General features: G+C 66.5%; 8 protein-coding genes and 1 tRNA gene. 4 read left to right on the top strand and 5 right to left on the bottom strand.

Annotation, left to right across the window (positions count from 1 at the left end; genetic code table 11):
• Positions 1-48: 48 nt before the first annotated feature.
• Positions 49-5,019, top strand: coding sequence for an AAA family ATPase (locus ACSHSS_RS01040; protein WP_257765260.1), 4,971 nt, complete (start codon positions 49-51; stop codon positions 5,017-5,019).
• 32 nt (positions 5,020-5,051) lie between these two features.
• Here the strand turns inward: ACSHSS_RS01040 and ACSHSS_RS01035 are convergent, their stop codons facing one another.
• The 3 genes from ACSHSS_RS01035 to ACSHSS_RS01025 all read right to left on the bottom strand — a co-directional run bounded on the left by ACSHSS_RS01035 (position 5,052) and on the right by ACSHSS_RS01025 (position 6,246).
• Positions 5,052-5,288 (bottom strand): helix-turn-helix domain-containing protein, encoded by a 237-nt coding sequence (locus ACSHSS_RS01035; RefSeq protein WP_257765259.1) that lies wholly within the window; start codon positions 5,286-5,288, stop codon positions 5,052-5,054.
• 21 nt (positions 5,289-5,309) lie between these two features.
• Positions 5,310-5,888 (bottom strand): hypothetical protein, encoded by a 579-nt coding sequence (locus ACSHSS_RS01030; RefSeq protein ID WP_257765258.1) that lies wholly within the window; start codon positions 5,886-5,888, stop codon positions 5,310-5,312.
• 282 nt (positions 5,889-6,170) lie between these two features.
• Positions 6,171-6,246, bottom strand: a tRNA-Lys gene (locus tag ACSHSS_RS01025).
• Positions 6,247-6,436: 190 nt separating this feature from the next.
• Between ACSHSS_RS01025 and ACSHSS_RS01020 the strand changes: the two genes are divergently transcribed.
• The gene (locus ACSHSS_RS01020) at positions 6,437-6,841 is read left to right on the top strand and encodes a PaaI family thioesterase (protein WP_054317191.1); all 405 of its coding nucleotides are present in this window, start codon (positions 6,437-6,439) and stop codon (positions 6,839-6,841) included.
• Positions 6,842-6,849: 8 nt separating this feature from the next.
• Complete coding sequence (locus ACSHSS_RS01015; RefSeq protein ID WP_006401837.1) at positions 6,850-7,716, top strand: patatin-like phospholipase family protein; 867 nt, start codon at positions 6,850-6,852, stop codon at positions 7,714-7,716.
• 19 nt (positions 7,717-7,735) lie between these two features.
• On the opposite strand, the gene ACSHSS_RS01010 is transcribed toward ACSHSS_RS01015, so the two are convergent.
• Positions 7,736-8,749, bottom strand: a complete 1,014-nt coding sequence (locus tag ACSHSS_RS01010) for a D-2-hydroxyacid dehydrogenase family protein (protein WP_006401838.1) — start codon at positions 8,747-8,749, stop codon at positions 7,736-7,738.
• Positions 8,750-9,172: 423 nt separating this feature from the next.
• On the opposite strand from ACSHSS_RS01010, the gene ACSHSS_RS01005 reads away from it, so the two are divergent.
• Complete coding sequence (locus ACSHSS_RS01005) at positions 9,173-10,222, top strand: LysR family transcriptional regulator (protein WP_212160574.1); 1,050 nt, start codon at positions 9,173-9,175, stop codon at positions 10,220-10,222.
• A gap of 139 nt (positions 10,223-10,361) precedes the next feature.
• Here ACSHSS_RS01005 and ACSHSS_RS01000 read toward each other — a convergent pair whose 3' ends face one another.
• On the bottom strand, positions 10,362-12,959 hold the full coding sequence (locus tag ACSHSS_RS01000) for a DNA topoisomerase III (RefSeq protein ID WP_006401840.1): 2,598 nt from the start codon (positions 12,957-12,959) through the stop codon (positions 10,362-10,364).
• Between the last annotated feature and the right edge of the window lie 10 nt (positions 12,960-12,969).

The following is a 12,969-nucleotide window of genomic DNA, read 5'->3' as shown; positions in this document are numbered from 1 at the left end:
GTTCGAGCCCGTGATCCCACGGGCTTTTTTTCGTTTACGAGGACACCCATGTTCGTCAGCGAACCGCTCGACAGCCGTGGCGCCACCAAGGGCAAGCGCGGCAAGCCCGGCGTCAACATGATCGACTACATTTTCGAGGAGCACGAGCACCAGCCCGGCTACCTGCTCGACGGCACCGAGCACGACACGAGCGCCTGGCGCGGCGACCTCGCCAAGGCGCTCGGCATCGAGGGCCAGCCGGTCGATCGCGAAACCTTGTGGAAGCACGCGCAGGGTTTCATGGGCAACGGCCTGAACGACGTACCCAACGCGGGCGTGCTCGACGACGTGACGGACGCGAACGGCAAGGTGACGACGCCCGCGCACAAGGTCGGGCACGCGATGGTGCTGTCGAACGGCAAGGACTTCAGCCTGGCTTACGCCGCCTCGCCCGAGCACGTCCGCGCCCGGATGCTCGACGCCAGCGACAAAGGCGTGCACGACGCGATGGACCTGATCCGCCGGTACACCGACGGCCGCATCGGCAACAAGCCCGCCGAGACGCGCGGCCTGCTCTACACGACGCACCAGCACTGGACCGCGCGCCCGGTGCTGGGCAAGGAAGCCAGGGACGGGCAAGACCCGGCGCTGACGCCGATCGCGGCCGGCGTTCAGAAAATCTACGGCGAGCATCAGGCCAACCTGCACGTTCACATCATGCTGCTCAACGCGGCCCTGGTCGATGACGGCACGCCCGAGGGCAAGGTGACGGCGCTCAACGACCGCGACCTGTACAACCGGAACCTGCAATACGCCGCCGATATGGTCTACAAGGCGACCACGGCGCGCGAACTGATGGACCTGTTCCGTTACGAGAAGGTCATCGAGCGCGACGTGGACGGTAACGAGACGGGCCAGATCGACTACCGCATCGTCGGCTTTTCGCAGATGGCGCTCGACCTCTCGTCCGACCGCCAGGCCGAGGCGTTGAAGCGCGCGGCCGAGAAAGGCATGAAACTCAGCGATGCGTTCTACCAGACCCGCGCGGGCAAGGACAACGAGCCGACGTATGCGGAACTGACGGCGCCCGGCGGCTTGTGGGAGCGCCAGATCGGCGGGCTGGTGGCCGGCGGCCACATGGTCAGCCCCGCCGACCTGCTGCGCCAGCGTGAGCACATCGGCCTGGGGCCGCGGGACGACGAGACCATCATCAAAAACCTGCACGGCCGGTTCGGCATCAACTTCTCGCGCGTGGACATGATGGGCGAACTCGCCAAGGAGCACGGCCCGCTGTTCCCGGCCACCGCCCGCGAGCAGGAGGCACTGGTCGATCGCTTCATCGAGCGCAACGACCTGGCCCGCTACACCGCCGTCGAGCGCGCCGGCCTGCTCACGTACTCGTCGGGCTGGTACGTCAACCAGGAACAGGCGTACATGCAGAGCGTGCGCGAGCGCGCGGGCGATCGGAGCACCGCGCTCACCGGCGACATCGACGCCTACATGGCGGCTTACGAGGCCAAGAAAACCGCCGAAATCAGCCGCAAGGAAGGCCGCGACATCGACCCGATCCAGATGACGGACGAGCAGAAGGCCGCCGCCCGTATGCTCGCCGGCCCCGGCGGCACGGTGGTGCTGCGCGGCTGGGCGGGCACCGGCAAGAGTTTTTCGATCGGCGCGATGACCGATGCCTGGAAGTCCGAAGGACGCGAGGTGTACGGCCTGGGCCAGGCATGGACCGCCGCCACGATGCTCGAAAGCGAGTCCGGCGTCAAAGGCATGTCGGTCGCCTCGTTTCTGGCGAAACTCGAACAGGGCAAGGTCGAGCTGAAGCCGGGCGCCGTCGTGCTCGTGGACGAGGGCGGCACGCTCGACGTGATCACCGGCCGCAAACTTCAGGCGGCGGTGGACGCCGTGGGCGGCAAGTTCGTGCTGATGGGCGACGACGAGCACCAGCAGCAGGCGATCGGCGTGGGCGGTGCCCAGAACGCCGCGGTCCGCTCCGGCGCCCCGATGGCCGAGATGACCAACATCAACCGGCAGCGCGCCGGCCGCGTCGTCGGCACCGACGCCGCCGGCCGCGAGGTCCGCAGCCACAAGAGCATTTCCAACCTGCTGTACGCCAAGAAAGGCAAGGCCGCGCTGGAAGCGTTGAGGGACGAGGGCATGATCGAGGTGGTCGATAAGGGCTACCAGGTCGAAATCGCCACGCTCGCCCAGCGGTACGTGGACGCGAAAAAAATCGACTGGAAGACCGGGCAGACCGTGACCGACGCACAGGGCAAGGCGGTGCCGTTGCCGTTGCACGGCAAGGTCATGCTGGCCGGCGAGAACGCCGACGCCGACGCGCTGAACCAGGCCGTGCGCGGCCTGCGGCAGCAACGCGGCGAGGTGGGCGCCGACTTCACGGTGTTCGCTTACAAGAACAACAACAAGAAGGACCAGCAGCAGATCACGATGGGCGTGGGCGACCTGCTGCGGCTGGGCAAGGTGACGGCGGTGTACGACCTGAACGACCCGACCCGCAAGGCGATCAAGGACCAGCGCGCGGCGGACCGGGCCGCTTACGAGGCCGCCAATCTGGCCGCCAAGCGCCAGATCAAGGCCGCCGAGAAGGCGGGCCAGCACGAGAAGGCCGCGGCGCTCGACGCCAAGCGCCTGGCCGCCGAGAAGGCGTTCCAGGAGCGCGACGTGCGACTCCAGGCGCAGCAGTTCCAGCACACGCCGGACGAGCACGCGAAGCACCAGCGGTTGCAACAGTACTTCAGCCGGAAGATCCGCGACGCGGCCGGCAACCCTGCCGAGGTGGCGAAACTGACGAAGCAGCGCGACGACGACGCGTTGAAGTTCCGATTGAGCGAACTGGGCGTGCAGAACGGTACCAAGGCGGTCATCCGCGCCGAGCGCGACGACCCGAAGCACGCGGGCGAGAAAATCATGACGCTCGAAATCCTGTCGGACCTGCCCGACGACATCAACGCCCGCGGCGAACGCCGCACGGTCGACCTGTCGACCCGCGATTACAACCGGTTTCAACTGGGCTACGCGGGCACCAACTTCAGCGCCCAAGGCCAATCGAAGGAGGCCGCGTTCGTCTACGCCGCCGGCATGGCCGACCACCAGAAACTCGTGCCGGCGCTCACGCGCCACAAGGACCGCATGACCATCGTGGGCGACGAGCAAGCGATCGACGGCCTGGTGAAAGCGATCGAAACGGACAGCCTCAAAAAACTGTCGGAGGACGTGCTGCGCGACAAGACCGTGCTGAACGCGGGCACCCAGCAACGGCTCGCCGACCAGCAGGCCGCCGACCAGGCGCAGCGCGACACCGTGGCCGCGCACGCCGAGGCGACGCTGGCGACGTTCAACCTGCCGGTGCGGGCCACCGTGCACGACGCTCGCCGCGACGTGATCGCGTCGATGGCCGACGAGCACGCCAAACGGGCCGGCGAACCCAACGCGCTCACCGCCGTGGCGAACCCGGGCGACGCCCAGGCGGTCAACGCGGCGATCCGTGAGCGCCTGAAGCAGGACGGGCGCGTGCGCGGCGACGAGGTGGCCCTGACCGTCACGCGCGGCGCCGAGGCCACAAAGGGCGCCGAGGTCAAGACCCTGTCCCTGGCCGTGGCCGAGGGCGACGTGCTCGCGTTCAACAGCCCGAAGGCCGCGGCCGTGACGCACGGCCTGACCGACCCGGCGAACGTTCGCCTGGCCGTCCTGAACGTCAAAGGCGGCGAGCAGCCGGAAATCCGCGCCCGCGTGATCGGTACGACCGAGCAGCACCCGGACCACGGCCGGGAACTGACCTTGACCCACGGCGCGGGCGTCGAGCACGCGCACGCCGTGCCGCTCTTCCGGGCCGAGAAACTGGCCGCCGGCAAGACGGTGCAGGTCATGGCCGCCGAGGACGGCCGGGTTGACCTGGACGCGTTGCGCAAGGTGCAGGCCGGGGCCGACGCCGTGACGGTACGGGGCACCGGCCAGGCGTTCAGCGCCACCGCCACGACGATCGGCAAGACCTTGCACGACCGCACCGACACGACCGAGCGCGCGCAAGCGGCCCTGTATTCCCTCACCGATCGCGGCGACCGCGCCCCGGTTCAGGTGGTGCACGACGAGCGCAAGCCCGAGGCGTTGAAAGCGCTGGGCCGGGCGTACGTCGAGAGCGCCGTGCACGACCGCGACAAGATCGCCACCGCGGGCAACGTCGGCGGTGTGCGCCTGGTCAACCAGGCCGTGCGCGAAGCGCTGCGCGAGGCCAACCTGCTGGGCGAGCAGGACGTGGTGGTGAACCCGCGCACCAAGAGCCCGCTGGCCCTCGCCGACGGCGAGCGCCTGGTGTTGCGCAGCGAGAAAGGCGCGTCAGCGTTCAACCTGGCCGAGCGGCTGGAAGCACCGGCCCAAGCCACGTACCGCGTGCGCGGGATCGAAGCGGCCCGTGACCAGGGCGTGTCGGCGGTGTTGCAGGTCGAGAGTCCGAACCCGACGGACGATGGCCGGACGTTCACGGTCAACGACCGGGCGCTGGCGTACATGACCCACGCGTACGCCACGACGCACGAGAAGGCTGCAGCCCTGAACCGGGCCGAGGTGCTGGCGTTCGTCACGGACAAGGACAAGCCGCAGGCCGTGACCAACGTTCTGACGAACCCGGCGCGCGGCACGGTGTACGGCACCACGCGCGACGTGCAGGGCCTGACCGGGAAGATCGACGGCGCGCAGCGCGTGGCCGCCGAGGCGCTGGACCGGGCCGCGTCGATGCAGGGCCGTGTCGGCCAGGATCGCGACCACGCGCTCCGGCAGGTCGAGCAGCAGAAGCAGCAGGCGGTCGAGCAGACCCGAGCCGCCGAGCAGGCGCAGAAGGCATTGGCCGAAGCCCAGGCGCAAGCCCGGCGCGACGCCGACCTGAAAGCCGTGGCCGAGGCCGTCGCGGAGAAGCGCCAAGCCGTCGAACGGCAGCAGCAGGAGCAACAGCGGCAGCAGCAACGGGGCCGGGTGCGGGAGGTCGAGCGGGACGGCCAGCAGCGCGGCGGCCGAACCTAAAACGACAACGGGGCCGTGAGGCCCCGTTTCTCTTACGCCGCCGGAGCGTTCAGAAAGGCCCGCAGATCGCCGAGTCTGTAATGCACCACGCCGTCCGGGCCGAACGGCAGCACCCATCTGGGGCCGCGCCCTTCCTTGCGATCGGCGGACAGTTCAGCGACCGAGCGGCCCAGCAGTTTCGCCGCCTGGTCGGTGGTCAACATCAGGTCGTCGGCCCCGCTCTTCAGCAGTTCAGCCAGCACGGTGGCGTCGTTCAATGCGTTGCTCATGGTTTCCCCGTTTTTGTGTGGTCAAGGCGTGCTGCGCTTGCGCTGGTGCGCCGGCAGCGGTTCGGCGGTGGCCTCATCGGCCGCCGCGCCCAGGGCCGTACGGTCTTCGCCCACCTTGCGCTCGATCGCCGCCGCCTTGCGTTGCGTCAGGTACTCGTCGAGCGACAGTACCACGGCGCGGTCGTCGTCCGACAGCGCCTCGCCCAGCGTGAGCGACCGGAAGAAGTCCACCGGCACGCCCTGATGGATCAAGAACGGCCACGTGTCGTCGAGGCCGGCAGTGTCCAGGAACTCGCCGAACGACAGCGAGCCGAGCACGGCCTGTTGTTCCAGCAGCGTGGAAAACTCCCGTTGACCGAACATGAAGTCGCGCACCGCCCCCATGCGGTAACGCACCGCACCGCGCTCGCCGTACGGCTTCTGCCACTTCGGACCGGTCCCAGCCTTGCGGTCGTCCTCGACCTGCTCGTACGACCGGTTCGTCAGCATCGCGACCTGCTGCGGCGAGATCCACATCTCGTCCGATACGGTTTTACGGTCTTCGAGGCTCGCGATCAAAAGCAAGTCCACCTTGGTGAGTTCGTCGTTCTTTTTTGCCACGGTCGTGTCCAGTGCGTCCTGTTGTTGCGTGCCCGAAATGGTACCGCACCCGGGAGCCAAAGGAGCCAGGACGGGGAACGACGGGGAAAAGCCGGGTTCAGCAGGTAGCCAAGAGGGAGCCAAAACCAAAAACTGCCGACAGGGAACCAAGCCGGGAGCCACGGCGGAAGCGTTGAAAAAGGCGGGAGGTTCGGCGAGGCCGTCGGGCGCAAAGCCTTGCTGGACAAGGATTTGGCGGAAATGAAAAAGGCCCGGAGAACCGGGCCTTTTTGCGATGTTGGGTGGTGGGGCGTGAGTGACTCGAACACTCGACCTACGGATTAAGAGTCCGCTGCTCTACCAACTGAGCTAACGCCCCCGACAGAAGCGAAATTATGCATGGCTTTTCTGGACATGGCAAGCCCTTTCTGCATATTTCCCGAAAATATTTCGTCACGACAACGCGACCTGACGGCGGGATAACGAGCCATCGCAGTTTCCGCGCTCCCGGTATGATGACGTCCAACCTGTTGCGCGGCGGTCGCGCAACGTTTTCTGGACATTCGAAGATGGACGAGAACGCAGTCCGCGAATTGCTCGATCGCCTGCTGGCCCCGTGGGTCCGCTCGCTCGATCTGGTCCCCGTATCGATCGGCGACGACAGCGTCACGCTGCGCCTGCCGTTTTCCGGCGAATTCCGCCATTCGGGCGGCGTGATCTGCGGTCAGGTATTCACGGCCGCCGCCGACACCGCGATGGTCGTCGCCATCTCGGCCGCGCTCGGCGAGTTCCGGCCGATGACGACCGTCTCGCTGAACACGAACTTCATGCGTCCGGTGCGCAAGGGCGACGTGCTCGTGACCGCGCGCGTGCTGCGAATGGGCCGCAACCTCGTATTCGGCGAAGTCGAACTGTTCGACGAGGACGGCAAGATGGCCGTCCACGCGACGTCGACCTACGCGCTGACGAACTGAGCGGCGCGATGTTCGACCAGATCGTTTTCGCGGGCGGCGGCAATCGCTGCTGGTGGCAGGCCGGTTTCTGGGACGTCGCGCAGCCGGCGCTCGGCCTGCGCCCGCGCGTGATCGCCGGCATTTCGGCCGGCGCGGCGACGGCCTGCATGCTGTACACGCGCGATGCCGCGTGGGTGATGCGCTATTACGAAGAGGCGCTGCGCGAGAACCGGAAGAACGTGTACTGGCGCAATCTGTTCGGCCGCGAGCCGGTGTTTCCGCACTACCGGATCTACCGGCAGGCGCTGCTCGACATCTACGGCGAACCGTTCGCGCAGCTCGCGAGCGCGCCGGAGATCCGTATCGGCGTGTCGCACGTGCCGCGCTGGCTCGGCGCGCGCAGCGCCGTGGCCGCGGGCCTCGTCGCGTACAACATCGAAAAGTACCTGCGCAAGACGCTGCATCCGACGCTCGGCCGCACACTGGGTTTTCGTCCCGAATTCGTGCGCGCGCAGGATTGCGCGCACGTCGACGAGCTGGCCGACCTGATCCTGCAGTCGTCGTGTACGCCGCCGTTTACGCCGGTGCTGCGGCGCGGCGGCCGGCCCGTGCTCGACGGCGGGATGGTCGACAACGTGCCGGTCGGCGCGCTCGACGCCTCGCCGGGCGACGTGCTGGTGCTCGTCACGCGGCGGTATCCGCGTCCGCAGATGTTCACGGTCGCGCACGGCGATCAGCGTCGGCTATACGTGCAGCCGTCGACCAAGGTGCCGATTTCCAGCTGGGATTACACGAGCCCGTCGCAGATGCAGCACGCATACGATCTCGGGCGCCGCGACGGCGAACATTTCCTCACGCGCGTCGGCGCGATGACGGACGGCCGCGTCGCCGCGTGAAGCGGCGCGCGGCGAGCGATCAGCGCTTGCGGACCGGCAGCAGCGCTTCCGGATTGACGACGCTCGACGTGTCGCCCTGGTCGAACGCGAGGATGTTCTTGAACGCGGCGCTGAAATACAGCTCGTAGCTTTCGCGTTCGACGTAGCCGATGTGCGGCGTGCAGATCACGTTTTCCATCCGCAGCAGGCTGTAGCCCTGCAGGATCGGCTCGCTTTCGTACACGTCGATCGCGACCATCCCCGGCCGGTTGTGCGACAGCGCGTTGACGAGCGCGTTTTCCTCGAGCAGTTCGGCGCGGCTCGTGTTGACGAGCAGCGACGTCGGCTTCATCCGCATCAGGTCTTCCTGCTTGACGATCCCGCGCGTGTCGTCATGCAGTCGCAGGTGCAGCGACAGCACGTCGCTCTGCTCGAACAGCGCTTCGCGGCTCTCGGCGGCGGTGTAGCCGTCGGCGCGCGCGGCCTCGAGCGAATGTTCGCGGCCCCAGATCATCACGTTCATTCCGAACGCCTTGCCGTAGCCGGCGACGAGCCGGCCGATCTTGCCGTAACCCCAGATGCCGAGCGTCTGCCCGCGCAGTACCTGGCCGAGACCGAAGTTCGGCGGCAGCGCCGACGTCTTCAGCCCCGACTGCTGCCACGCGCCCTGCTTCAGGTTCGCGACGTATTGCGGAATGCGGCGCTGCGCGGCCATCACGAGCGCCCACGTCAGTTCGGCCGGCGCGATCGGCGAGCCGGTGCCTTCGAGCACCGCGATCCCGCGGTCGGTACACGCGTCGAGATCGATGTGGCTCGAAATACGCCCGGTCTGGCTGATCATGCGCAGATTCGGCAATTTGGCGAGCAGTTGCGAGGAGATCGGCGTGCGTTCGCGAATCAGCACGAGCGCCTCGACTTCCGCGAGGCGGCTCGCGAGTTGCCCCAGCCCGCGCACCGTGTTGTTGAAGACCTTCACGTCGTGGTCGGCGAGCATCTCGAAGCAGTTCAGCTTGCGGACGGCGTCCTGGTAGTCGTCGAGGATGGCAATTTTCATGGTGAGCGGGGTGGTGTTGCGCGTTGAATCCGGCAGCGGCGGCGCACAGCGCGCCCGTCCCGCGCGGCCGGGGCCGACATGATGCTACGCCGGCCGCGCCCGTGGGGCCTTTTTAACAGGTTGTTACGCTCCGCCGCAATCGGCCGCAGCCGTCCCGCCGCCGCGCAACGTCGACCGCCGGGGTGCGATGTTGTGTCGCATCAAACACGTCCTTCCTGATTCGGCCGCCTGGCGGACGAGATTCACCCAATTGTTGCTCCAATCAGAATAATTGGATCAATTATCCGCGCAGACCAAGGATGTTTGATGGTTTTTATCTCGATTCGCGGACGCGATAGGCAACTCTGCATCTTTTCCGCTGTCGTAGGAGAATTACGCATTTGCTTCATCTTTTTGAAGTTGTAACAGCGGCAGGAGTCGTTTATGGATCATTTGCAGTCGATGCGCGTGTTCGTCAAGGTTGCGGATCTCGGCAGTTTCGCGCGGGCCGCGAGTGCAATGGATATCTCGAACGCGGTCGCGACGCGCCATGTCGCCGATCTCGAAGGCCGGCTCGGCACGCGGCTGCTGAATCGCACGACGCGCAGCCTTTCGCTGACGGAATCGGGGCAGGTCTATCTGGAGCGTGCGCGCCAGATTCTGGACGAGCTCGAGGACGTCGAGCAGATGGTCGTCGCGCGCAATCACGAGCCGGTCGGCACGCTGCGCATCGTCGCGCCCGTCGTGTTCGGCCTGCATAACCTCGCACCGGTGCTGCAGTCGTACACCGAACAGTTCCCGAAAGTGGTGCCGGATCTGACGCTCGTCGATCGGCAGGTCGATCTCGTCGAGGAAGGCTTCGACGTCGGCATCGTCGTCACGCGACAGATGCGCAGTGCGAGCATCGTCACGCGGCGTCTGACCACGGGCTGCATGACGGTATGCGCGACGCCGAGCTATCTGGAAAAGCACGGCGTGCCGACGCATCCGGAGCAGCTCGCCGAGCATCCGAGCCTGAGTCTGCCGACCGAATACTGGGGCGACGAGCGCGTGTTTACGGGGCCGGACGGCGAAGTGCGCGTGCGTCCGACCAACGTGATCGTCGCGAACAACACCGCGATGCTGCGGCAGTTCGCGCTGCTCGGAATGGGCGTCGCGATCCTGCCGAGCTACCTGATCGGCGGCGACATCGCGCGCGGTGCGCTGGTGCGGCTGCTGCCCGATTTCAAGCTGCCGCAGGTCGAGATCAACATCGCCTATCCGAGCCGGCGCCATCTGCCGGCGAAGGTGCGCACGTTCATCGATCACCTCGTCGAGTACTTCAGCAAGTCGACCGACGCGACGATGGGCGAGCAGTGGGCCGCGCAGGGCGCGACGCTCCCGCCGATCGGCGTCGAAACGCGTGCGGAGCAGCCGGAACCGGCGGCCCCGAACCTGTCGCCGCGGCTGCCGCGCGCGGGCCGTCAGCGCGTCTCGGCGCCGTCGCCGCTGTAACGGCGACGCGCGGGCGCCCGAACGGGCGCGCCAAAAAGAAAACGCGGATCGAGCGATCGATCCGCGTTTTTTGTTTGCCCGACGAAGCCGGCGCGCCGGCGGGCCGCCGCGATGCGCGGGCGGCTCGCGGCGCCGCTCGTTACGAGCCCGTCTTGCGCGTCGTCGTCTTGCGTGCGGCGGTCTTGCGTGCCGGTGCCGGCTTCTCGTCGGCGCCTTCGGTGACGGTCTCCGCGTCCTTCGTCGCCGATTTCGCCGTCTTCTTCGCGGCGGCCGCCTTCGGCTCCTTCTTCTCGAACTCGAAGCCGATCTTGCCGTCCGGCTGCTTCACGAGATACGCCTTGAAGTTGCGGCCCGTGCGCGACGACTTGAAGTTCGGCAGCAGATCGGTGCGGCCGTCCGCAAGCAGCTTGGCCATCTGCTCGCGCGTGATTTCCTGCTGCAGGATCACCTTGCCGGAGCGGAAGTCGCACGTCTTCGGGTTCGCGACCGAGTGCTCGCACACATAGCTCATCCCGTGCTCGAACACGCGGCCCTTGCACTTCGGGCACGTGCCGACCGGCTCCTGCGCCGAGAAGTCGGGCGCTTCGCCTTCGTCGCCGCCCTGATCCTGCCCGAAATCGAACTCCAGCTTGTAGTTCTTGATTTCGTCGTCGAACGTCAGCTTCAGGATCGCCGAGAACGGACGGCCCATCTTGCTGCGGAAGCCCGACAGCGGACCGATCTCCTTCTTCTGCAGCAGCTCCTCGACTTCGGCGATCTCGAACTGCCGGCTGCCCGGAATCTTCGAGATCGAGAAGTCGCACTTCGTGCACGCGAAGCGCCGGTAGTTCTCCTTCACCTGGCCGCCGCAGTTCGGGCACGGCGTTTCGAGCGTCGCGTAATCGCCGGGAATCGTGTCGGAATCGTATTCCTTCGCGCGCTTGACGATCTGCTGCGTCATGCGCGCGATTTCCTGCATGAATGCGTCGCGTCCGAGGTTGCCGCGCTCCATCTGCGACAGCTTGTATTCCCATTCGCCCGTGAGCTCGGGTGCGGTCAGTTCCTTCACGCCGAGCCCGCGCAGCAGCGTCATCAGCTGGAATGCCTTCGCGGTCGGGATCAGTTCGCGGCCTTCGCGCACGAGATATTTCTCGCCGAGCAGGCCTTCGATGATCGCCGCGCGCGTGGCCGGCGTGCCGAGGCCCTTCGCGGCCATCGCCTCGCGCAATTCGTCGTCCTCGACGAGCTTGCCCGCGCCTTCCATCGCCGACAGCAGCGTCGCTTCCGAGTAGCGTGCGGGCGGCTTCGTGACGAGCGCGACGGCGGCGATCTCGTCCGTCTTCACCTTCTCGTCCTTCTGTACCTGCACGAGGTTCGCGTCGGCGCCTTCGGCGTCGCGCCCGTAGACCTGCAGCCAGCCCGGCTCGACGAGCACCTTGCCTTCGGTCTTGAAATGATGGCCGGCGACTTCGGTGATGCGCGTCGTCACGCGGTATTCGGCGGCCGGGAAGAACACGGCGAGGAAGCGCTTCACGACCATGTCGTAAAGCTTCTGCTCGGGCTCGGACAGCGATTTCGGCGCCTGCAGCGTCGGGATGATCGCAAAGTGATCGCTGATCTTCGAATTGTCGAAGATCCGCTTGTTCGGCTTGACCCAGCCCTTGTCGAGCACCTGCTTCGCGTGCGGCAGGTAGTTGTGGCTCTCCTTGAGCATCTCGAGCGTCGACTTCACCGTGCCGATATAGTCCTCCGGCAGCGCGCGCGCATCGGTACGCGGGTAGGTCAGCACCTTGTGCTTTTCATACAGCGCCTGTGCGAGGCCCAGCGTGTTCTTCGCGGAGAAGCCGAAACGGCTGTTCGCTTCGCGCTGCAGGCTCGTCAGATCGAACAGCAGCGGCGACAGCTGCGTCGACGGCTTCGATTCCTCGCTGACCGTGCCGACCTGGTCGCGACACGCGGCGACGATCGTTTCGGCGGCCGGCAGGCTCCAGAGCCGCGAATCGCGCTTCTCCGGATCGAATTCGTCGCGCTTGAATTTCGGGTCGAACCACTTGCCTTCGTAGAAGCCGGCCGCGCACGCGAATTCCGCCTTCACTTCCCAGTAGTCGCGCGGGACGAAACGGCGGATTTTCTCTTCGCGTTCGACGACGATCGACAAGGTCGGCGTCTGCACGCGCCCGACGGTCGTCAGGAAGAAGCCGCCGCCCTTGCTGTTGAAGGCCGTCATCGCCCGCGTGCCGTTGATGCCGACGAGCCAGTCGGCTTCGGAACGGCAGCGCGCGGCGTCGGCGAGCGGCTGCATGTCGGCGTCGCTGCGCAGATGCGCGAAACCGTCGCGGATCGCCTGCGGCGTCATCGATTGCAGCCACAGGCGCTGGACCGGCTGCTTCGCCTTCGCGTGTTGCACGATCAGGCGGAAAATCAGCTCGCCCTCGCGCCCCGCGTCGCATGCGTTGATCAGGCGATCGACGTCCTTGCGCTTCATCAGCTTCGTCAGCACTTTCAGGCGCGACTCGCTCTTTGCGATCGGATTCAGGTCGAAATGCGGGGGGATGACGGGCAGATGCGCGAAGCTCCATTTGCCGCGCTTGACCTCGTACTCTTCCGGAGCGGCGATTTCCAGCAGGTGGCCGACAGCGGACGAAAGCACGTATTCGTCGCTTTCGAAGTATTCGTCATGCTTGGTAAAGCCGCCCAAAGCGCGCGCGATGTCGTTCGCGACAGAAGGCTTTTCCGCAATGATCAGTGCTTTGGACATGACAGATGTG

This window comes from Burkholderia sp. BC1 (genome assembly GCF_052683555.1).
Note: the sequence above shows the minus strand (reverse complement) of the source record. Positions and strands in the feature narration are given on the sequence as shown.